Genomic DNA, 21,845 nt, shown 5'->3' on the forward strand with positions numbered 1-21,845 from the left:
GGCTCCGGCTCAGGCATTGGGACCGGCGGCCTTGGCCAGCGCGGACGCCCTGCGCTTCTCGGCGAACTCGAGTGCGTCGGTCCACGCGATCTGCTGACCAATCATCCTGCGGTACTTCATGATCACAGTCTGACCATTGACCGTCAGCGCGCCGACGAGGCGATCGCCCCGCCGGTACAGCGCGGTCCACTTGTCATCCTGGCTGGTATCGCCGTCCACCAGCAGGACCTCGTCGGCGTTCGGCACCCCCACGAACTGAATGCGCGATCCGTACCAGTCCGACCAGAAGTACGGCACCGTGGCATACGGTTTGGCATTCTCGGGATCCAGCGCATTGCGCGCTGCGGCCGCGCCCTGCTCTGCCGCTGCGGTCCAGTTCTCCATGCGCTGTCGTACACCGAACATCGGATTGAGCCAGTTGGAGACGTCGCCGGCGGCGTACACACCGGGTACCCCGGTCCACAGCGTCTCGTCGCACACGACGCCGTTGTCGATGGTCAGACCCGAGCCCTCGAGCCATTCGGTGTGGGGTGAGACCCCTATACCCACCACGACGAGGTCGGCCTCAAGCACGGTCCCGTCGGTCAGCACGACCCGTTCCACACGTCCTTCACCCTCGACGGACTTCACCCCCGTCCCGCACAGCAATCTGGTGCCGTTGCGTTCGTGCAAGCCGGCGATCGCGGCACCCATCTCGGTACCCGTAGCGCGCACCAACGGTGTGGGTTGCGCTTCGACGATCGTGACCTCGACACCGCGCTTCTGCGCACTCGACGCGACCTCCGAACCGATGAACCCCGCGCCGATGACCACGGTCCGTGCGCCCGCGCCGAGCGCGGCGCGAATCGCAAGCGAATCGTCGAGCGTGCGTAGGCCGCGGACGCCTTCGAGATGTTCCGAGCCCGGCAGCGTTCGAAGCTGTGAACCGGTCGCGATGACCAAGGCGTCGTAGCCGACCTCCCGGGCCCCGACGTGCACCACCTTCCGGTCGACGTCGAGCTTCGTGGCCGGCTCGCCGAGAAGCAGTTCCACTCCGAGTTCGTCGGCGAAGACATCGTCGCGACGGAAGAACGGGATCAAGGCCTCGACTCCGGGCTCCAGCTCGTCCAAGAACTCCTTGGACAGGGGCGGCCGGTCGTAGGGTAGGTGCCGCTCGGCCCCGATCAAGGTGATGGAACCTTGATGGCCGGCCTTTCGCGCGGCCTCCACGGCACGCAGGCCCGCCAAGGAGCCACCGACAATAACCAGTCGCTCGATGGTCACTGCACTATCCCGCCATGGTGCTGCATTAGTCCTCGATCCGATGGAGGCATTGCGCCTCGACTTCGCATGATCCGTACACGCCAATTATCTAATATATATTAGAATAGGCGCAGTGCAGAGTCAAGAAGAGGTGTGGCCGATGCCGCCCGCCGGGCCGTTCGGCGGCGACGCTGAAACTGTCCGCGCCACCCGGGCCGAACGGCCCGCTCCGGACTAGGCCCGCACGGATTGATCGAAGGCCGGTTTCGGCTCTCTGATCGACTCGGCATCCGCCTGCGCCTCGTATTCAGGCTTATTGATGGCCTTGATCGTGACCACGGTGATGATCACGAACCACAGGAAGAAGTCCGTGAACGGGATGTACCAGGAGAACAGGCCGTCCCAGGCGAACGGCCCGACCTTGAAGAACACCAGCATCAACGCCATTACCTGCAACAGACCCATACACAGGCTCAAGTAGCCCGACCAGCGCGGATACAGGGGCTTCTCTGCGGTGTCCGACAAGATGGCAAGTCCAGTGGCGAACACCCAGGTCACGAAGGGTGGGAAGCCGATCACAAAGGAGATCCAGCCGAGGTCGTTGATCAGCTGAATAGCCTCCGCGCCGCGGTCTTCCGGGCGGAACGCCGCCGTGAACCAGCAGCAGATCGGTATCAGGATGAGCAAACTGGCCGCCGCGTAACTCGACACCTGGAAGTAGGTGATGGCAGGCGCCACGCCGCGAATCCGTCGTGTCTGTCCCACGATCCCGGACCCGAACGCCAAGTAGAACATCGTCCCGACCCAGCAGAGCAGCAGACCGGCGATGATCGCCGTGTTGTTCTCGCGGTAGATGGCCGCGACTTGCTCGGCCGTGTCCGAAGGCTTCATCGGCGGGAAAAATCCCGCGATCCCGACAAACCCGATGAAGAAGAAGACCGAGAAGGCGATTCCTCCCCAGGCACACATCAATTCGGTTGCACGTTTCATCAGCTCGCCTTCCTCGCGGTGACCCAGGCCTGAACGTCGCTGTCGACACCCCTCGATACATCGACTGCGCGCGAACGGGGATCAGCCATACGGATTATTCGAACATTATGTCCGATCCGTCATGTGGTGTCAATCACAAGGGGCCCCCGGTCGCCGCACACATCACGATGGCCTGCACCCGTCTCGCGACTTGACTTGTGCGTCAATTCCGTTGCAAGCGAATCTATTTCGCGGAGTACCGGCACCACCGTCGAATTCCGATACGACGGTTCACCGCATCCCGACACCGTCACCCGGGTGCCCCGTTCGGCACAACGGGGGTAAATGCGGGTTGAGTTACGTCCACCCCGTATGCACCGTGGTTCGGCGGCGGAGAGCCCGGAGGGGGCACGGCCGGATCGGCCGGCGGCGGCCTGGTCAGGTCGATGTCGCCCTCCAGATCCGGCGCGATGGGCAGAAACCGGCAGAAGAATACCGTCGCAAGGGCGCACGGATCCTCGGGTTCTGCCATGGCCGGAGCATGCGAGAGTGCGGTCAAAGCAGCCACTGCCACAGACAACACCGCGCCTCGTGCCAAAGCTCGAGTTCGAGTCACTACCGCCACCTGACCGGTTCGGTCACTGAATTCTGCCCAACTGCTCGCCAAAGCCATCACACGTCATACGGGCGGGTAGGCAGGCGGCGGGTAGACCCCCCGCAGTGCCCACGGAAGCCAGCCGAAGAAGTACTCCAGCTCATCGCTTGCGTCGTAGTCGGGGCTAGGGTCCATGAGAAAACTCCAATCGGACGATCGCGCGAGGACACAGTCGGCCACTCAGTGCGATAGGGGGATATTTTCAATTCCGCACTAAAATCTATCGCGATCTAGGGGCATGCAAGGTCGAGTTGACGGAAGTCGCGCCCCTCGGCGCTAGGTGAGGCTGGCGACCAAGTCATCGGACATTGCGCGCAATTGCGGGGCCCACGAACTCCAGCCGTGGTCACCGCTCTTGGGAAGGTCGAAGTGACCGTTCATACCGCCGATACTGCGGTACTGCGCATAGAACGCCCGGTTGCTGCCCTGGGCCTGTTCGGGGTAGCCAACCATGGCGGCAGGGTCGCTCGCAGTCAGAGTCTGCGGACTGTACACCCACAGCCGAGTCTGATTGGACACCAACAACGCGGCGTGCACATAGGGGTCATGCCACTTCCACCGGCCGAGTTGGGCGGGACCCCACATCGCATTGGCGTCCGCGCCCCCGTACCGCATCATCCCCTCGCGCAACGCACCGTTAGTGGTCGTGTTGGACGGGTAGACGAAGCCCGACATCGACCCGGCGTACCGGAACCGGTTCGGATGGAATTCCGCCAGGGTCAAAGCCGCAGTACCGCCCTGTGACGCGCCGACGATCCCGTGCCCGCCAGGGGCCAGACCCTTGTTGGCGACCAGCCAGTCCGGGAGTTCAGACGCCAGGAACGTCTCCCATTGCTTGCTTCCGTCCTGCTCCCAGTTGGCGTACATGCTGTACGCACCGCCGGCTGGCGCCACCACCGAGACACCCCTGCCGCCCAGGACGTTCATGGCATCGCCTGCGGTCACCCAGTTGCTGACATCCGGATTGGCGTTGAACGCATCCAGCAGGACCACCGCGTGCGGTCCGCCGCCCTGGAACGCCACCGGGATCTCACGCCCCATTGATGGCGACGGGATCAACAGGTGTTCGACCGCAGCCGCTTTGGCCTCGGACGCCGTCCAGAGGCAGGCCCCCAATACCAGCGCCAATGCGGTTCGCAGGAGCACCGTCCAGCGGTCGGTGTACCGCGCCAGGTTCACCATCTGTCGCTCGCGTCGTAGTCGGGATGGGTGTTCATGCTCGCTCCAGTCACGTTGTGTCGAATCACGATCTCGCCGCCGCAACAGCGTGCCCCTATCGGACCACAAGAGTCGATCCAATTCTATTCTTTGATAAATTTCGTGATGTATCGTTGCTTCGATCCGCGATCCCCTTGCCTAATCCAGTGACAACCTATGGCAAATACAGACTTCGCTCGCGGTGCGAGTACCCACAGGCGCAAGCCGCCCCCGCAGGTGATCGCTGCGAGATTCCCCGACATCGCGAGCGCCAATAATTTAATCTGAGATAGAAGCAGGACCCGACGGTCACGTTCGCACATTCATCCACCTGTGCTGCCGACCCCATCAGCCAGGATGCCTTCATCTACGAGCCAACGAGAGGCCTCAGCGAGACATGATGCGGAAGACAAGCAGGCTCGCCGGCGGCACGATGGCAGTCGTTGGCGGGTTGGGCGCGCTGATCCTCAGCGGTTCGCCGCCGGCCGGCGCTGATGCGGTGGCGTACCTGGTCAACGTGACGGTCCGACCTGGTTATAACTTTCCCAACGCCGACAGCGCCTTGGCGTACGGCCACGGCCTGTGCAACAAGATCGCTGCCGGGAAGTCTTACGCAGAGCTAGTCACCGAGACGAAGAACGCCTTCGGCAGCTCAGATCCGTATCAAGGCGAGTACTTGATCAACCAGGCGGTAAACGAACTGTGCCCAAGCCAGATCTGGCAGTTGCGGAACTCCGCAGCCCACTACACCAGAGCACCTGGAACGTAGCCAGGACGGTCGGCACACGTTTGGCACCGGCGATCTGACGGCACCAACAAAAGATGGGAAAGCAATGGGCTGGAGCGATCAGGTTGATATCGCTGACGAGTACTTTCACCGCCACAACGACGACCCGTACTGGAGCGAGACGAGTCTGCTCGGGTTCACCGCGCCAGAGCGCAACCTTTGTGGTTTCATCTACTTCTTCTTCCGTCCCAACATAAATTTGGTGGTTGCCGGGCCTGCGCTCTGGGACCATACCGGTGAGGACGTCTACAACTGCCTGCATTACGGCTGGGACCAGCACCTCTCGATCCCCGAAAGCGCACAGATGTATGACTTTTGCCTGTCGAATACGTTGTCTTGCAGCATGCTTGATCCACAGCACGAATATAGGTTCGGCTATGACCGGCACGGAGTCACACTCGACCTGACCTGGACGGCGCTTGCTGAACCGCACTATATGAAACTCGCCAGCGACGGCCGTGAAGACAAGGGTATCGGCAATTGGGTCGCACGCGACGGCGACCACCCTGTCGGTCATTACGAACAGGCCGGCCGCTTCACCGGCACAGTGAAGATTGAGGGCGAACTCATACATATCGACTGCGGAGCGCTACGCGATCGTGGTTGGGGTCCCCGCCACGTCGACCTGAAAGATCCGGTTCGCACCGGTTGGCCCTACGTGTTCGCCTCCGCCGACAGCGGATGGCACTTGTATCCGAGCAACCCGCTTCCCTTCGACCGGGATCCCATCCTTGGTACCACCGAGACCGTGACCACCGGCTTCTACATCCGTAACGGAGTCAAAGCCCAGGTCATCGGGGGGACCCGCCGCACCGAGCGCGGGCGCGACGGCCGAGTGCTGACCCAGGTCATCGACTGCATCGATGAGCTCGGCCGTGAACTGCACGCCGAAGGCCAGAGCATGAACTGGTTGAAATGGCCCCACTACGGCGACATCCTCAATTGGTGGTCGATGGTCAAGTGGGTCTACGACGGCCAGGTCGTGTACGGCGAAGACCAGGATGTCATGAACTTCCGGCAATACCGCAAACTGTGGAGGAAGCTCATCGAGAACGACCCCGAGCTTCTGCACTGCATCCCGTGAGAAACTGCGGCCCCTCGCGTAGGCACTATCCCTCTGCCGCCTCATCCGGCGCAGGCCTCGGCAGCTCACCCTTGAGACCCTCCAGCGCCTGCGCTGCCTGGCTCAAGGATGTTTCCAGCAAGACGATGCGGGCCCGCATGGTCGCCGACGTCAACTGCTGACGGTTGGCAGCCAGCGCCGGCACCAGAAATTCGCGGACTCTGTGTCGGACTGCAGTCTCTGATCGGTCGTGATGCTGAATTGCGAGGTACAACTGCTCGATGATCCAAGCGATGATCTGGTCGCGCGAAACGTCGCTCCGGATATCGCCGGCCTGTCGGCCCTCCTCCACAGGAGGGCCCAGCGTCGCGACCGCCATCTCGTACGTGCCTGGACCCAGGTCGTCGGATGTTCTCAGCGAGAACAACTCCCGAATGATCGGGTCATCCGCCAGCTCCCGTACAAGGTAGACAAAGGCCGCCTCGAGTTTCGCGAAAGTGCCGACGTACCGAGCCATGAGAGCACTGCATTCGGCGATGAACCGTCGAGACCGCGACAGCGCCACCGTCACCACCATGTCGTCGCGCTTGCCCAGATGACGAAAAGCGGTGGCTCGAGACACCCCAGCGCTCAGTGCGATCGCGTCGATCGTCACACCTTCGACGCCATCGCGTTGCAGCGTGAGATCAGCGGCCCGCACCAAGCGATCCAGGACGCTGCCCTCTCCGTCGCGCAGCCAGCCGTCGGGTATCGAGATCGGTGACGCTTCGGTCATTTCTTCCCACCGGAGGTGCAGGTTCTTGGATTCGTATTCGATTGTAGTGATCAGGCCCTGCACCGGGGTCACCATCGACGGAAACCGGCGGGACAATCCCATTTCTCATCGCTGCGACCACCGGGGAGATCGGGTTCCGAAACCATCCAGGTACCGCAATACCGACGACAGCTGCCGGTTCTCAGGACTTCCCTCAGCGCTTGATACTCAGAGCCTCCGTGGGGCAGCCCGCGACCGCATCCTCGACGGCTTGGAGTTCATCGTCGGAGATGCCTTCCTTCAGAACGACCAGTTGTCCCTCGTCGTTCACCTCAAAGAACTCGGGTGCCACCGACTCACAGATGCCCAGTCCGGTGCACTTCGCGAAATCGACCTTGACTTCCATTCCATTCATCCTCTCGTATCTGACGGACACGTCTGAGCTGAGACATCCCCGTCCGCCGCGCCGACCTTACGTTGCTTTTTAATTCAGTTTAATATTTTTGCCTGCGGTGTCAACCCACGGCACATCATCGGCGGGATCGCCGCCGGCCATTCGACCGTGCCATCGGGTGCGCCCGCGCCTCGCGCCCAGGGCTCATGCACATGGTTGTTGCCTAATGCGGCTCGCAGTATTCTAATGAAGGTTAAAGTCGTCGCACACAGTCTTTTGCCGCATACCCGCCATGGGCCCATCCGCCCGAGCGTCACTCGGAATGAGGAGTCACGAATGGACCTGGGACTACAGGGAGCACGGGTAGTCGTCACCGGCGGTGCGTCCAATATCGGACGTGGCATCGTCCATGAGTTCGCCGCCGAGGGCGCACGTGTCGTGATCGGCGATATCGACGGGCACCAGGCAGAAAAGGTTCGCGTCGAGGCTCTGGAAAGAGGTGCTGCTGCGGTCGAGCTGGCGATCGCCGACCTGACCACCCAGGAGGGGGCCGACGCCGCGATCGGATGTGCGGTCGACGCGTGGGGCGGGATCGATGTGCTGGTGAACAACGCAGGATGGAGCGTTCCGGGGTTTGTCGCGACCGACACCGACCGAGACAAGTGGCAACGCACGATCGAGATCAACCTCTACAGCGCCATCGGTGCAACCCAGGCCGCTATCGGCCCCATGAAAGAGGCCGGCGGAGGGGCCATCGTCTTCATCGCCAGCGACGCCGCCTTCGGGCAGATTCGGCAGGGTATATACGGTGCGTCCAAGGCTGCAATGGTCGCCCTCGCCAGGACCACGGCGCGGGAACACGGGCGGCACGGAATTCGGTCCAACATCGTATGCCCCGGCCTCGTCATCCCAGATGGTCCCGACGCGGTCGGAGCGACAAGCCTGTGGGCTGTCGGCGAGGACTCGGTATTCGACCAGAAGCAGATCGATTTCATGATCAAGGGCACCCCGCTGCACAGGCTCACCACCGCCGAAGATGTCGGGCGGTCCGTCCTGTGGTTCGCTTCTCCCCGAGCGGCTCGACAAGTGACTGGTCAGATGATTTCGATCAGCGGCGGCTACACCATGCCATGAGTTCTCAACCAGTCAATATTGTTGTGAAACGGAACCTTCAGAACGGTCCGTTCGATGTGTCGCCGAAATCCACACCTCACTTCCGCGCGCCGCACGGTGAGTAACACATCGACCGGGCGGCGGGGGCCCGGTGGAGCTGAATCCGCATTCGGAACCAATCACGACGAACAGGCTCCGAATCCCAAATACGCCCGCACGCGCAAGAAGATTCTCGATGCGGCAGCACACGTATTGAGCGTCAAGGGTTATGCGGGCACGCGCCTGTCAGATGTGGCCAAGTATGCCGAGATCCAGGCGCCGGCTATCTACTATTACTTCTCCTCGCGGGGCGATCTCGTCGAGGAGGTGATGGCGTGTGGATTGGCCGAAATGCGGATACATCTGCAGGAGGCGCTGGATGCGCTGCCCGAAGGAACATCCTCGCTGGACCGGATTCTCGCCGCGGTCGAGGCCCATCTGCGCCACGAGTTGGAGATCTCCGATTACACGACAGCCACCATCCGCAATGCCGGCCAAATACCGATGAACCTGCGGTCCAAACAGAGCCAGGAGGAAGCCACCTACGGTGAGATCTGGCGTCGGCTGTTCGACGACGCGGTCACCGACGGGCAGCTTCGCGCCGACCTCGACCCGCGAATCGCCCACATGCTTGTTCTCGGCGCCCTGAATTGGGCGGCCGAATGGTTTGACCCGAACCGCACTCCACTGAGCAGGGTAGTGACCCAAGCGCAGGCCCTCGTCCGCAGTGGCCTCGAATCTTCAAGCGGCGACAGCAAGCAGGCTTCCGTCCATGGTTTGAACGTTGTGGAAGGTCGCCCCGCCGTGAACGAGACATCCTCAGCGGATTGACCGCAACGACAATTGAACCATTTTTGAGTTCATGTTAAATTCGGTACATGTCTGAGGCCTTCATAGTCGACGCGGTCCGCACTGCGGTCGGCAAGCGTAAGGGCGCGTTCGCCGCCGAACATCCGGCCGATATGGCCGCCCACGTGATCAAGACCGTCGTCGGTCGCCACGACGTGGACCCCGCCGCCATCGATGATGTCATTCTCGGCTGCCTGGACAACATCGGATCACAGGCGGGAGACATCGCCAGGACCGCCGCCCTTGCAGCCGGCCTTCCCGAGTCGGTGCCAGGTGTGACAATTGACCGTCAGTGCGGATCTGCCCAGCAGGCAGTGCATTTCGCCGCACAAGCTGTGATGAGTGGCACGTCGGACCTGATCGTCGCCGGCGGTGTGCAGAAGATGAGCCAGTACCCGATCCTGTCCGCTTTCGGCGCCGGCGAGCCCTTCGGATCGATCGATCCGTGGACTGGATGCAAGGGCTGGGAAGCCCGTTACGGAGATCAGGAGATCTCTCAGTTCCGCGGCGCCGAGATGATCGCCAACCACTGGAAGCTCAGTCGTGAGGACAACGAACGCTTCGCACTCAGCAGTCACCAGCGTGCGTTGGCGGCGATCGCCGACGGCAGGTTCGAGCGCGAGATCACACCTTATGCCGGTCTCGCCGTGGATCAGGGTCCGCGCGCCGACACTTCGCTGGAGAAGATGGCCACGCTGCCCACCCTGACACCTGACGGGATTCTCACCGCAGCGGTCGCCAGCCAGATATCCGACGCCGCAGCAGCGCTGTTGATTGCTTCGGAGGACGCGGTCAACCGTTTCGGACTGACCCCGCGCGCCAGGATCCACCACATGTCGGTCCGGGGCGCCGATCCGGTCATGATGTTGACGGCACCCATCCCGGCCACCCAGCACGCATTAAAACGGGCCAGCATGTCGATCGAAGACATCGACGTCGTCGAGATCAACGAGGCTTTTGCTCCAGTAGTTCTCGCGTGGCTCGCCGAGTTGGGCGCCGACCCCGCCCGAGTGAATCCCAACGGCGGCGCCATCGCTTTGGGACATCCCATCGGCTGCACCGGGGCGCGGCTACTGACGTCCATGCTGCACGAGTTGGAGCGCACCGGGGGGCGCTATGGACTGCAGACCATGTGCGAGGGCGGCGGCCAGGCCAACGTGACCATCATCGAGAGGCTATAGTTCGTGATCCGTGACCTGTACGAGCCCGACCATGAGGCGTACCGCGAGACCGTGCGGGAATTCCTGGCCCGGGAAGTGATTCCCCATCATGATGACTGGGAACGTGACCATCACATCGACCGCGGCGTCTTCGCGCGTGCCGCAAAGGCCGGCATCTACGCCCTGCAGATCGGCGAGCAGTACGGCGGCGCAGGCGAGACCGACTACCGATACCGCCTGGTGGTCTGCGAGGAAGTCGCCCGCATCACCGCGCTGTCCTTCGGCCTGACCGTCAGTTTGCAGGACGACCTGGTGCTGCACTACCTGCTGGACCTGACCAATGATGAGCAGAAGCAACGCTGGCTTCCGGGTTTCGCGGCGGGAGAGCTGATCGGCGCCCTCGCCATGACGGAACCGGGGACGGGCAGCGACCTCAAGAACATGCGCACCACCGCGCAACGCGATGGCGACCGATGGATCCTCAACGGTCAGAAGACGTTCATCTCCAGCGGTATTTCGGCCGACGTCGTGATCGTCGCTGCACGGACGGATCCCGCGGGTGGATCGAACGGTTTCAGCCTCCTCGTGGTGGAAAGTGACACACCGGGTTTCGAACGAGGACGGCAGCTGGAGAAGATTGGTCTTCCCGCCCAGGACACCGCCGAGTTGTTCTTCCACGATGCAGTCGTGCCGGCGGCCAACCTGCTCGGCGAGGAAGGTCACGGATTGCGCTACCTGATGAGCCACCTCCCCCGTGAGCGACTCGGCGTGACAGCACAAGCCATTTCCACAGCGCGGGCGATTTTCGACCTCACCGCCGAGTACTGCCGGCAGCGCACAGCATTCGGTGGTCCGCTCACCCAGAATCAGCACATTCGTTTCGAGCTCGCCGAGATGGAAACCGAGATCGACGTTGCCCAGGCCTACGCTGACAAGTCCGTCAAGGCGTTCAACGCGGGCGAGCTCACCGACATCGACGCCGCCAAAGGCAAGTGGTACGTCAGTGAACTGCAAAAGCGCATCGTGGATCGATGCCTGCAACTGCACGGTGGGTACGGGTATATGTCGGAGTATCCCGTCGCGCGGGCATTCGTGGACACACGCGTGCAGACAATCTACGGCGGCACCACCGAGATCATGAAGGAGATCATCGGCCGGGATATCGCCAAAGGTTCTGCCACAGCGTAGTTCCACTCAGACCGCATACCTCGACGCTGCAGCGAGCGCTGGTGGCCTTGATCCACGCTCCAGGTCCCGTCGGATCGCGGCGGTACGCGCAGATCGGACGATTCCGCCAGCACCTTCAACGGCTCGCGGAAGCTTCCCGACGGAAAGCGACCGAGTTCGTTCATCGGCATGCGGAATCGCGTCAGCGAGGTGCGCGTCACGAGTACGGCCAGTAGAGCAACCCCCGCGCTCTACCGCCCCTACTCGTTCAGTATTTGTGCCGAGCGATGCCAATCGAGCATCACGCCGTTGGTACGCTCGATATCGCTGCCGCGCTTTCGGCGTGCCGCCTCGCCGAGTCGAGATCGCGGCAAAGCCAGCATGCCGCCCACCAGACCAGAATGCCTCAGCTACGTCTAGAACCATGACGTTGCCAGGCAAGTCACCAACCCAGCTGTCGCGTTGAGACACAACAGGTATCAGGATTGGTGATACCGCAAGCTCAGAGCAGACGTCGCATCAACTTGATCGCGCGATCGGTGTAGGGCGGGTACATGATGGACAGGTCCGGCTTGGCCGGCTTGGCCAGCACCGCGCGCCGGTGGCTCAGTGCCTCGAATCCCCACTTACCGTGATAGTCCCCCATCCCGCTGGCGCCGACGCCGCCGAACGGCAGCTGCGGCACCAGGCAGTGCATCATCGCGTGGTTGATGATGGCGCCACCCGAAGGGGTCCTGTCGATGACATCCTGGCCCCGACGGGACGATCCGGTGAACACGTACAGAGCAAGCGGTTTCGGTAGTCCGTTGACGAAGTTGACTGCGACGTCAAGGGATTCGACCACCAAAATCGGCAGTATCGGACCGAAGATCTCGTTCGCCATCACGGTGTCGTTGGGCGAGGGATCGACGATGACAGTGGGTTCGATGCGAAGCTCGGCGCGGTCTGACCCACCGCCGGTGACCACTTTGCCCTCGGTCGAGCTGATCAACGACACCAGACGATCGAACTGTCGCTCGTTCACGATCGGGAGCGACGGCGCGGATGCGAACTCAGCGATGTTCGCCACGATCTTACCGATGAGCTTCTCGGCGACCGGTTTCTCGACCAGCACGTAGTCCGGTGCGATGCAGGCCTGACCGGAATTGATCAACTTCGTCCAGGCCAGCCGCCGGGCCGCGACGTCGATATCGGCGTCGGCCGCGACGATGGCCGGGCACTTTCCACCCAGCTCCAGCGTCACCGGGGTGAGCGTCGGTGCGGCAGCCGCCATGATCTTGCGTCCGACCTCGGTGCCGCCGGTGAACAGGGCATGATCAAAGCCCTGCGCCAGCAGGTCCTGCGTCACCGGCGCGTCGCCCTCGACGACCCGCACCGCGTCGCTGTCCAGATACTCGGGCACCCACCGCGCGATCATCGCCGAGGTGGCAGGCGCCAGTTCGGACGGTTTGATCACCACAGCATTGCCCGCCGAGACCGCGGCCACCACCGGTGCCATGGCCAGGTAGAACGGGAAGTTCCACGGCCCGATCACCAGGACCACACCGAGTGGATCGTGCTGCACCCACGCCCGGGCGGGCAGCTGAGACATCGGCAACGATGCGCGCTTACGGCGCATCCACTTCTTGACGTTCTTTCGCGCGAAGGCCGCTTCCGCCCTGGTCGACGAGACATCGCCGAGCCAGGCCTCGAACGACGAACGTCCCAGATCGGCCGCCAGCGCCTGCGCGATCTCGGACTCCCGTTCCTCGCACATCCGCTCGATGCCGCGCAGTTGGGCCTGCCGCCACTCGAGTGTGCGGGTCCGGCCGGTGGCGAACACCCTGCGGAGATCCGCGACCAGAGCTGCGCTGTCGGTCGTCTCCGGTGCGTGAATAGTCATGACAATCCTCTGTTTCGATGCCTAGATCTCGGGTGGAGCCACTACACCGGTGGCGACCGCGCCGGAGATGCCGCCATCCACCGCGATCGCCTGGCCGTTGATCCACTTCGCCTCGTCCGACGCGAGGAATACGACCACACTGGCGATGTCATCGGGATCCGCATGCCGGCCCAGCAGATCCTTCAAGCCGTCGAGGGTGTCCTTGCCCATCGTGTCCTCGAAGTCGACGAGGATCGGCGTCTGCACCGGACCGGGGAGCACAGCGTTGATCCGTAAGCCCATCTGGCCCAGTCCCAGCCCCATCGACAGGGTGTAGACGGTGCTGACCTCCTTGGAGAAGTTGTAGGCGTTGCCCTGCTGCGGATGGGCCTTGAACCAGGCCGCGCCCTCTTCGAAGGTATCGGTGGCCAGCAGGTCGCGGATCTCGTCCAGCCGCAGCGGCCAGCCGAACCCTGCGGTCGACGACACGATGACCACCGAGCCACCTGGCCGCAACTTCTCGAAGAACGACTCGGTCAAGTGGCGAACGGCGAGGCTGTTGACGGCGAACACCAACTCGGCGGGCGCGGTGCCGGGTATGCCCGCGACGTTCAGCAGACCGTCATACTCGCCGTCGAGTTGTTCCACCGCGGCGTCGATGCTCTGCGGGTTGGCGAGGTCGACCTGGACATGCCGGGTCACCGCAGCGCTGGGGGTGTTGCGGTCCAGGGAATGCACCTCTGCTCCTGCTGCCAGAAGTTGTTGCGCCACCGCATGTCCGATGCCGGACGCGGCACCAGTGACCACGAAGCGCTTGCCAGCGAATTCAGTCATGGTTCTCCTAATCGAGGGTGTAGGGAAGCGACTTGACCGCGGTGATGAAGTTGCCTGTCAGGTATTCGGGCTCACCGACGCGCAGGGTCGGTGCGCGGAAGATGAGCTCACGGAAGATCGACTCGAGCTGCATCTTCCCCATGAAGGCGCCCATGCAGTAGTGCGGGCCGCCGCCGCCGAACGAGACGTGCGGATTGGGGCTGCGGGTGATGTCGAAGACGTACGGATCCTTGAAGACTCGCTCGTCCCGGTTCCCCGACGAGTAGACCATCGTCACCCAGTCACCCTTGCGGATCTGCTGGCCCCGCAGCTCGGTGTCCTGGGTTGCGGTGCGCCGGAACGTCATCACCGGCGTCGTCCATCGGACGAATTCCTCGATGGCAACCTTGATGTGCCCGTCGAAGTCCCTCTCCAGCAACGCCTTCTGCTCAGGGAACTGCTGCAGCGCCACGGTGGTGAAGGCGGTCGTCGTGCGCGTGGTGTCGTTGCCCGCCACCGAGAGGAGCACGAAGAACGGACCGAGTTCATCGTCGGTCAGCTGTCGACCGTCCACCTCGGTCTGCACCAGCTTGGTCCAGAGGTCGTTCTCCGGGTGTGCCCGGCGCCTCTCAGCCAGGCTCATCCCGATGCCGAGCAGACCGACCAGGGAATCGGACAACACCTGGCCGGGCTCGCGGCCTGCCGCGACGTCGGGGTCGGCCCAGGCCACCATGCCCTCGGCGAAGTGCGCCGCCTCCTCGCGCTCCTCCTTGGGCAGGCCCAGCATCTCGTAGAGGGTCCACATCGGTAGGCGGCTGGCGACCTGCTGGATGAAGTCGCCCTCCTTCTTCTTCAGGAGATCGTCGACGATCGACTTGGCCTCAGCCTCGACCTGGTCCTTGATCTTGGCGACCTGGCGCGGGGTGAATACCGAGCTGACGAGCTTGCGCAGGCTCGCGTGCTTGGACCCGTCCATCCCCAAGAAGGATTGCGTGGCGTCGAGCATCTCCTCGGGAACGGCTTCGAACGTAATACCCTCCCCGGAGCAGAAGAGCTCAGGATTCTTGCTGACGTAACCGATGTCCTCGTGGCGGGTGACCACCCAGACCCCGTCGATCTCGGGCTCCATCATGGAGCCCTCGATCGGCCGGTGCCAGCTGACGGGCCTCTCGTCCCGCAAGAGCTTGAAAGTCTTCTCGCGGTCGTCGAAGCTCTGCGCCCAGAAGTCCAGCGATGAGATGCTGACCGGATCGTACGGCGGGCGGTCGACTTTCGGCGGTGTCTCGGTAGTCATGTGCTTGCCTCCACATAGCGAGCCTGTAGGTTTCGTTTCACGAGCTTCCCCGTGGCTGATCGGGGAAGCTCATCGATAAAGTCGACTGTGCGGGGCGATTTGTAGCCGGCCAGCCGGTCCTTGACGTAGGCGATGATCTCGGCGGCGAGCTCGTCGGATGCTGCGACACCGGCCTTGAGTTGGACGACGGCCTTGACCTGTTCCCCCATCTCGGCGTCCGGCACGCCGATGACGGCGACGTCGAAGATGTTGGGGTGCAACGCCAGGACGTTCTCGATCTCCTGCGGATAGATGTTGACGCCGCCGGAGATGATGGTGAAGGCCTTGCGGTCGGTCAGGAAGAGATAGCCTTCCTCGTCGACGTAGCCGATGTCGCCGACGGTGACCCAGTTGTCGTGGTCGGGGTGGCGGGACTGGGCCGTCTTCTCGGCGTCGTTGTGGTACTCGAAGGGGGCCACCTCACGTTCGAAGTAGATGGCGCCGATCTGGCCGGCGGGCTGTTCGGAACCGTCCTCCGCGCAGATGTGCAGGATGCCGAGGGCGGCCTTGCCCACCGAGCTGCGCTTCGTTTGCCACTCGGCGCTACTGATGACGGTGACCCCATGACCTTCGGTCGCGCCGTAGTACTCGACCAGGATCGGCCCCCACCACGAAATCATCGCGTCCTTGACGTCGGGCGGGCACGGCGCCGCCGCGTGCACCGCCAACCGCAACGACGACAGGTCGTACGCGGCGGACGTCTCCTGCGGCAGCTGCAGCATTCGGATGAACATGGTCGGAACCACCTGGACGACGGTCACCCGATGACGCTGAACCGCTGCCAGCAGCGCCTCAGCCTCGAACTTCTCCATCAGCACCACCGTGCCGCCCAGCGAGTGGACTGCGCCGCACCACTTCAGTGGCGCCGTATGGTAGATGGGCGCCGGCGAAAGGTAGACGTCGTCGCTGCTGACACCGAACCCGTGCTGGAGCAGACCCACGAGGGGATCGCCTGCCTCATCCACCTGAGTCGCCGGCAGGAGGGGTTTGATTCCCTTCGGCCGGCCCGTCGTGCCCGACGAGTACAGCATCTCGGTGCCCCTGGGCTGATCGGCGAGGGGTTGGTCGCCAGCCGCCAACAGGTCGGCGTATGGCGCGTGGCCTCCCACTTCGCCGCCGAAGGCATACCGGTGGGCCACCGTCGGGGTAAGTTCGACGAGGTCCTCGGCCAGTTCGCGGACCCCTGCGGAGGCGATGACGACGCGGGCCTCGCTGTCGGAGACGATGTACGCCGCCTCTGACGCTTTGAGATGCCAGTTGATAGCGGTGACATAGAGACCCGACCGGAGCGCCGCCCAGTAGACCTCGAACGCCTCGAGCGCGTTGTCCGACAACAGTGCGACGACATCGCCCCGACGCAGTCCGAGCCCGTGAAGGGCCGACGCAACCCTGGCGGATGCATCACTGAGTTCGCCGTAGGTCACCGTCCGCCCCGAGGCGGCCATCACCACCGCGGGGCGATCCGGCGCGGTTGCGGCGTGCGTTCCGGGATACATGGCGTCCTAAACGAGCAGGTCGTCGCGGCCGTCGTTCTTGAGCCGCTCGATGTAGGTCGGATAAAGCTTCTTGCCGAGCGGGGCTATCTTGAGCAAGCTCCCGACGTTGCCTTCGACTTTGATCTTCTTCTTGGCCATCGCCATGGGCAGGTTCACCTTGCCCTGCCAGTACGCGTTGCCGGTGTCGGCGGTCATCGCCATTGTCGCGGAAGGCGGCTCTCCCCCGTCCAGGCCCTCGCGCACCGCCTTGTTTGCCATGTCGATGACGACGAAGGCTTCCGGATCGGTGAAATCGAAGGCCACGACCAGCCCGGTCGCGACCAGCTTGGGCCCGATCTCGGGATCCTCGAAGGCCGCCTCGAAGATGCCGCCGATGTACTTGGCCACTTCGTGTGAATCCTGGAACGCCATCGTTCTCCTTAATTTATCTTGTATTCAATTCACGAGCTTACAGCTTCGGTGGCGTGGCTCACACCCCTGCAGATGCACCGCGACCGAACGAGAACCGACAGCCCCAGACGAACATCTCGACGGTCGATTCACCGCGCGCGCGGTGGATGGAGGCTCCGCCGGCACCACGTGCCGGCTGGCCGGAGCGCGTCTGCAGGGCCTCCCGGCGCTGCCTCGATTCCATCATTCGCGCGGTCTTACACAGGGTTCGTCGCACGTTGCACGACGGACAGGTCTGCGATGTCCGGCCAAGCCGCCGTGATCTCCGCCAACCCCGGCGGTTCGGAGAATCTCACGCCGTCATTGGCGAACAGCGCGACCCGTTGAACCAGCCCGCCGCCGACGACGAAGACGGATCCCGTATCTGTGTTCTCATCGGACACCAGGTGCGCAACGACCGGCGATACGTAGGCCGGGTCGAGCTTGTCGAGCACCTCCTGGGGTGCGACATCCTGGGTCATTCGTGTCGCCGCCAGCGGTGCGACCGCGTTGGCGGTGATGCCGAACCGTTCGCCCTCGATGGCCAGCGTATTGACCAGACCGAGCAGACCCAGCTTGGCTGCTCCATAGTTGGACTGCCCGAAATTCCCGAACAAGCCGCTGGTCGATGTCGCTACCACGACCCGGCCGAAGCGTTGCTCACGAAAATGAGGCCAGGCGGCGCGGGTGACGTTGTAGCCACCGTAGAGGTGGACCTTCAACACCGCATCCCACGCTGCGTCGTCCATCTTGTGGAAGGCACCGTCGCGCAGAATTCCGGCGTTGTTCACCACCGCGTGGACTGCCCCGAAATGGTCCACTGCCTTGGCCACAAGCGCCTGAGCACCCTCTGACGTTGCGACAGAAGAGTATTCGGCGACTGCTTCTCCGCCCGAAGCGGCGATCTCGGAAACGACTGCATCCGCCATCGCGGTACCGGCGCCCGAACCGTCTCGCGCGCCACCAAGATCGTTGACGACCACCAGCGCTCCGTGCGCGGCCAAGAACGTGGCGTACTCGCGCCCGAGGCCACCTCCCGCGCCGGTGACGATCACCACCTTGCCCTGCACGCCCGTCATACGCTTCTCCTTGTCGAGAGCTCACAAACTCTACTTAATGTAGATTAAACTTTGATCACTCGTCAAACATCGGCACCCGGCAAGCCGCGCCGATCGCTGATGCGCCCAACGCCCTAACCAATGGGGCCCGACCGCGCGGCGACCCGGACGCAGATCAGCCGAATGCGCCCAAACCCGCAGTGCTGCAGGGTGATACGATCATCACAGCCAGACTGCCAAGCCAGCTCGACGCGGCGAGGCGCATTCGGCGGGACGACGTGAATACTCGGCGAATTCTGTGGCGCACGCGGCACGGGCTCACGACGAGTCGACCAGGCGGCGCTGCCATTGCGCAATCACCGCGGCTTCGGCGCCCTGATCCACCAGCCAATTGCAGATTCCCCCCGGGTAGCGGTCCCAGTGTTCCAGCACTCGGCCGATCGTCTCCGGCGCCGCACGCACGAGGTCGTTGTCGTACAAGTTGGGTCCACGTACGAAGTCCGGGTCGGCGAGCTGAATACGGGCCAGCACGGCGTCCATATGCTGTTCGGTCGCGGTGTAGTCGGCGACGATATGGGCAGCATCCACGCCCGCCGCATGTAACAACATCGCGCTGGCAACTCCTGTGCGGTCCTTGCCTGCAGCACAGTGCAACAGCACCGGGGCGGGTGCGGTTGCGGCAATCTGGAGCACACGCGCGAGCCGATCGCCGGCATTGGCGAGGATCCCGGAGTACACGGCATCGAGGCTGGTGTAGCCATGTTGTCTGGCGACGTCTTCGTCGGTCAGCAGCGGGACGCGATGAAGTTCGGTGTCGTCGACGAGTAGCGGATGCGCCGTTGCCGTCTGCTCCTTCGGGGATCTCAGGTCGATGACCGTACGTACCGGCCAGACCGGGACCGTGGTCGGGAGTTCGTCATCGACGATCGGCAGGGCGCTGCGATACAGCACACCGCTACGCGTGCGGCCACCATTAGTCGTAGCAAGTCCGCCGAGATCTCGGAGATTGGCCAAGGTGCTCAACGAGCGGGCCGCGTGGTCCATCGGACTCTTCGTCATAAACGGTAGAGCACCTCTGTTCGAACAGACGGGAAAGGACTTCGGCGAGGTCGAGGCAGAGGCGTCGAGCCACCGATGGTGACCGCAGTCCGGCTCGGACCGCACTCAACAGTACCCGCCAATGCCGTTGCCCGCCCGGCGAGTTCAATTGACGGCGTAAACAGCCGACGGCTACTGCGCGTTGCCGGCGATCGCCTCCTCCTCGCGCGTCAGTCCAGAAGCGCCGATCAACTCCTCATGCAATTCGAACCACACGGTGTGATAGGAATCGATGATCGGACGGGTCAACCACGTCGTCTCGCCCGCTTCGACCTTCGCGAGCGCTGCGGAGAGCTTGTCCGCATAGCCGGCCAGCCGCGGCAGCTGCCCGCTGACGCCCGTGAGGATCGGCACCACCCGCTCGTGCACCCCGCTGAGGCGGGCCAGCACCGAAGTGTCGTAATCGGCGTCGTCGTGCGCGTTGGGTTGCCCGTCCTTGATCTGCCAATCGGTGACCAGCGCCTTGAAGTCGCCGTTCACCGAGAGGAAGTCGGCGTAACTACCGGCCAACGCATCCTGGTCGAGGTGCGAACGCTCGTCCGCCAACAGGGCGGCGAGCCGCTCCCGGCCCTCGGGGGTGATGCGTATCGAGCCCTTTCCCTCGAGGAGCAGGCCTTTCTCGAGCAGTTCGGCCAGCGTCGGCGCGATGTCGGTCGGGTCCAGGTTCACGGTTGCTGCGACGTCGGCGGCGCTGACCCTCCCCTTCAATCGAATGGCTTGCAGTACGACCAGCTCAGACATTGATTTCTCCTTTCGCGGCAGCGGTCAATCGAAGTGCGATGATCATCGTGGTCAGGGGACTCGCCGAGACGACGTCCGTATGACCGGCCGCGAGCGCGTCGGCGACGGCGGCATCGGAATCATCCTTCAACTCGGGATGATCTCCGGATGTGTGGGCGCGCAACGGACTCACGCGGCGCGCCAGCTCGGCCAGCTCGACCAGGTCGGGGCTGTCATGCTCCGACCAGGCGGCCAGTTCCAGGATGCCCTCGCGCACTTCTCCCTCGGCACCGTCCACGGTGATCAGCTTGCCTGCCACAGCAGCAGCGACCCCGGCGCCGCAGCCGACCACGGACGGTCGTCCAATCTCGCGGCTGACCACCGCGGCGTGCGACGTGGCTCCGCCGATCTCGGTGACGATGCCGACCGCAGCAAGCATCCCCTGCACGTCGTTCGGGCTGGTCGACGGACGCACCAGAATGACGTCTTCACCCGCATCGGCCGCATCCAGCGCCTCGTCCACGTCGGTGTAGGCCTTGCCCGAAGCTATGCCGGGACACGCCGGCAAGCCCCTGGCCAACAGCGGAGCCGCCATCCGGACCTCAGGCTGCAGTGACGGTTTCAGCAGCGTCTGAACGTGTTCCACGGTGACGCGACCCAATGCTTCAGTCGCATCGATCAACCCTTCGTGATGCAGCTGGAGCGCCAGCCGCACCGCGGCTTGGGCCGATCTCTTGGCCACCCGGGTCTGCAGCATCCACAGCGTGCCTTCTTCGACGGTGAATTCGATGTCCTGGACGTCTCGGTCGAGCTGTTCGAGTTTGCGTGCCGTCGCCATCAACTCCTCGTAGACCAGGGGCTGTTCGCCGAGCAGCGCGGAAACGGGTTCGACATCGACGTCACCCGACACGACGTCCTCGCCCTGACCGCCGCGCAACCATTCGCCGAACGGTTCGGCGGCACCGGTCATCGGGTTGCGGCTGAACAACACCCCGGTGCCCGAATTGTGCGCCGAATTCCCGAACACCATGGCCTGCACGACGACAGCCGTACCCGCGCTCTCGTCCAGCCCGTGATGTCGGCGATAGGTGATGGCGCGCGGGCTGTTCCACGATGCGAAGACCGCCTCGATGGCACCCCGCAACTGAGCGACGGGGACTTCCGGAACCGAGAGCGACGAGTCGTCGCCCAGGACGATTCGCCGGTACATCTGGACGAAGCGCCTGCGGGTGTCGCGGGCGAACTCCGGTGAGGTCGTCATCGCGATCGCTTCCTCGACCGCGTCGTTGATTCCGAGGTCGAGAACCGTGTCCAGCATTCCCGGCATGGATTGCGCGGCGCCGCTGCGGACGCTGACTAGCAGCGGCCGGGTGCCGCGCCCGAAGGTGCGGCCGGTCTGCTCCTCCAACCAGCCGACTTCTTTGAGCACCTTGTCCCAGATGTCGTCCAGACAGCTCTGCGGGTCGATGAAGAACCGACTGCACACCTCGGTGGTGATGCAGAACGCGGGTGGCACCGGCAACCCGTGGCTGCGCATGGCATCGATACCGAAACCTTTGTTGCCGAGTATCTCTCGCGGCAGGCCGGCACTTCCGTTCAGCAGTACGACGGGTGGGTGCTCGGCGGTGAGCATTGTTGCTGGTGGCAT

22 protein-coding genes are annotated in these 21,845 nt (G+C 63.5%); 6 read left to right on the forward strand and 16 right to left on the reverse strand.

Translation table 11 applies throughout. The features are described 5' to 3' along the window. Positions 1–9 precede the first annotated feature (9 nt). The 4 genes from KXD97_RS26410 to KXD97_RS26425 form a co-directional block, all read right to left on the reverse strand. The gene (locus KXD97_RS26410) at positions 10–1,263 is read right to left on the reverse strand and encodes an NAD(P)/FAD-dependent oxidoreductase (RefSeq protein WP_260753709.1); all 1,254 of its coding nucleotides are present in this window, start codon (positions 1,261–1,263) and stop codon (positions 10–12) included. Between the two features lie 213 nt (positions 1,264–1,476). Then, complete coding sequence (locus tag KXD97_RS26415; RefSeq protein ID WP_260753710.1) at positions 1,477–2,232, reverse strand: hypothetical protein; 756 nt, start codon at positions 2,230–2,232, stop codon at positions 1,477–1,479. Positions 2,233–2,890: 658 nt separating this feature from the next. Then, complete coding sequence (locus KXD97_RS26420; RefSeq protein WP_260753711.1) at positions 2,891–3,001, reverse strand: hypothetical protein; 111 nt, start codon at positions 2,999–3,001, stop codon at positions 2,891–2,893. Between the two features lie 141 nt (positions 3,002–3,142). Further along, positions 3,143–4,048 carry an esterase family protein gene (locus KXD97_RS26425; protein WP_260753712.1) on the reverse strand — a complete coding sequence of 302 codons (906 nt, stop codon included), beginning with the start codon at positions 4,046–4,048 and terminating at the stop codon, positions 3,143–3,145. 415 nt (positions 4,049–4,463) lie between these two features. Between KXD97_RS26425 and KXD97_RS26430 the strand changes: the two genes are divergently transcribed. Beyond that, a complete protein-coding gene (locus KXD97_RS26430) occupies positions 4,464–4,832 on the forward strand; it encodes a DUF732 domain-containing protein (protein WP_396884569.1) in 369 nt (122 codons plus the stop codon). Between the two features lie 64 nt (positions 4,833–4,896). Next, on the forward strand, positions 4,897–5,934 hold the full coding sequence (locus tag KXD97_RS26435; RefSeq protein ID WP_260753713.1) for a hypothetical protein: 1,038 nt from the start codon (positions 4,897–4,899) through the stop codon (positions 5,932–5,934). A gap of 25 nt (positions 5,935–5,959) precedes the next feature. Here KXD97_RS26435 and KXD97_RS26440 read toward each other — a convergent pair whose 3' ends face one another. Together KXD97_RS26440 and KXD97_RS26445 are read right to left on the reverse strand one after the other, a co-directional pair. Continuing rightward, positions 5,960–6,751 (reverse strand): TetR/AcrR family transcriptional regulator, encoded by a 792-nt coding sequence (locus tag KXD97_RS26440; RefSeq protein WP_260753714.1) that lies wholly within the window; start codon positions 6,749–6,751, stop codon positions 5,960–5,962. Between the two features lie 130 nt (positions 6,752–6,881). Beyond that, a complete protein-coding gene (locus tag KXD97_RS26445) occupies positions 6,882–7,073 on the reverse strand; it encodes a ferredoxin (protein ID WP_260753715.1) in 192 nt (63 codons plus the stop codon). Positions 7,074–7,397: 324 nt separating this feature from the next. Between KXD97_RS26445 and KXD97_RS26450 the strand changes: the two genes are divergently transcribed. The 4 genes from KXD97_RS26450 to KXD97_RS26465 all read left to right on the forward strand — a co-directional run bounded on the left by KXD97_RS26450 (position 7,398) and on the right by KXD97_RS26465 (position 11,410). Then, on the forward strand, positions 7,398–8,195 hold the full coding sequence (locus tag KXD97_RS26450; RefSeq protein ID WP_260753717.1) for an SDR family NAD(P)-dependent oxidoreductase: 798 nt from the start codon (positions 7,398–7,400) through the stop codon (positions 8,193–8,195). A 96-nt stretch (positions 8,196–8,291) separates the two neighbouring features. After that, positions 8,292–9,044: a TetR/AcrR family transcriptional regulator gene (locus KXD97_RS26455; protein ID WP_396884570.1), complete on the forward strand. Its 753-nt coding sequence runs from the start codon at positions 8,292–8,294 to the stop codon at positions 9,042–9,044. Positions 9,045–9,091: 47 nt separating this feature from the next. Next, positions 9,092–10,243 (forward strand): acetyl-CoA C-acetyltransferase, encoded by a 1,152-nt coding sequence (locus KXD97_RS26460; RefSeq protein WP_260753719.1) that lies wholly within the window; start codon positions 9,092–9,094, stop codon positions 10,241–10,243. A 3-nt stretch (positions 10,244–10,246) separates the two neighbouring features. After that, positions 10,247–11,410 carry an acyl-CoA dehydrogenase family protein gene (locus KXD97_RS26465; RefSeq protein ID WP_260753720.1) on the forward strand — a complete coding sequence of 388 codons (1,164 nt, stop codon included), beginning with the start codon at positions 10,247–10,249 and terminating at the stop codon, positions 11,408–11,410. A gap of 239 nt (positions 11,411–11,649) precedes the next feature. Here KXD97_RS26465 and KXD97_RS26470 read toward each other — a convergent pair whose 3' ends face one another. From KXD97_RS26470 to KXD97_RS26515, 10 genes are all read right to left on the reverse strand, one after another. Beyond that, entirely contained in the window at positions 11,650–11,781 is a 132-nt protein-coding gene (locus tag KXD97_RS26470; RefSeq protein WP_260753721.1) for a hypothetical protein, read from the reverse strand. Between the two features lie 110 nt (positions 11,782–11,891). Further along, positions 11,892–13,277, reverse strand: coding sequence for an aldehyde dehydrogenase family protein (locus KXD97_RS26475; RefSeq protein ID WP_396885517.1), 1,386 nt, complete (start codon positions 13,275–13,277; stop codon positions 11,892–11,894). Between the two features lie 15 nt (positions 13,278–13,292). Further along, positions 13,293–14,084: a coniferyl-alcohol dehydrogenase gene (locus KXD97_RS26480; RefSeq protein ID WP_260753726.1), complete on the reverse strand. Its 792-nt coding sequence runs from the start codon at positions 14,082–14,084 to the stop codon at positions 13,293–13,295. A 7-nt stretch (positions 14,085–14,091) separates the two neighbouring features. Beyond that, positions 14,092–15,357 (reverse strand): cytochrome P450, encoded by a 1,266-nt coding sequence (locus KXD97_RS26485; protein WP_260753727.1) that lies wholly within the window; start codon positions 15,355–15,357, stop codon positions 14,092–14,094. After that, positions 15,354–16,892: an acyl-CoA synthetase gene (locus tag KXD97_RS26490; RefSeq protein ID WP_260753729.1), complete on the reverse strand. Its 1,539-nt coding sequence runs from the start codon at positions 16,890–16,892 to the stop codon at positions 15,354–15,356. The genes KXD97_RS26485 and KXD97_RS26490 overlap by 4 nt, the downstream gene beginning before the upstream one ends. 6 nt (positions 16,893–16,898) lie before the next feature. After that, entirely contained in the window at positions 16,899–17,303 is a 405-nt protein-coding gene (locus KXD97_RS26495) for an SCP2 sterol-binding domain-containing protein (RefSeq protein ID WP_260753730.1), read from the reverse strand. A 236-nt stretch (positions 17,304–17,539) separates the two neighbouring features. Beyond that, positions 17,540–18,400: an SDR family oxidoreductase gene (locus tag KXD97_RS26500; protein WP_260753731.1), complete on the reverse strand. Its 861-nt coding sequence runs from the start codon at positions 18,398–18,400 to the stop codon at positions 17,540–17,542. Positions 18,401–18,697: 297 nt separating this feature from the next. Continuing rightward, positions 18,698–19,438 (reverse strand): tyrosine-protein phosphatase, encoded by a 741-nt coding sequence (locus KXD97_RS26505; RefSeq protein ID WP_260753734.1) that lies wholly within the window; start codon positions 19,436–19,438, stop codon positions 18,698–18,700. Between the two features lie 171 nt (positions 19,439–19,609). Then, entirely contained in the window at positions 19,610–20,218 is a 609-nt protein-coding gene (locus tag KXD97_RS26510; RefSeq protein WP_260753735.1) for a MarR family transcriptional regulator, read from the reverse strand. Continuing rightward, positions 20,211–21,845: a pyruvate, phosphate dikinase gene (locus tag KXD97_RS26515; RefSeq protein ID WP_260753736.1), complete on the reverse strand. Its 1,635-nt coding sequence runs from the start codon at positions 21,843–21,845 to the stop codon at positions 20,211–20,213. The genes KXD97_RS26510 and KXD97_RS26515 overlap by 8 nt, the downstream gene beginning before the upstream one ends.

The organism is Mycobacterium sp. SMC-8 (genome assembly GCF_025263565.1).
Taxonomy (GTDB): Bacteria; Actinomycetota; Actinomycetes; order Mycobacteriales; family Mycobacteriaceae; genus Mycobacterium.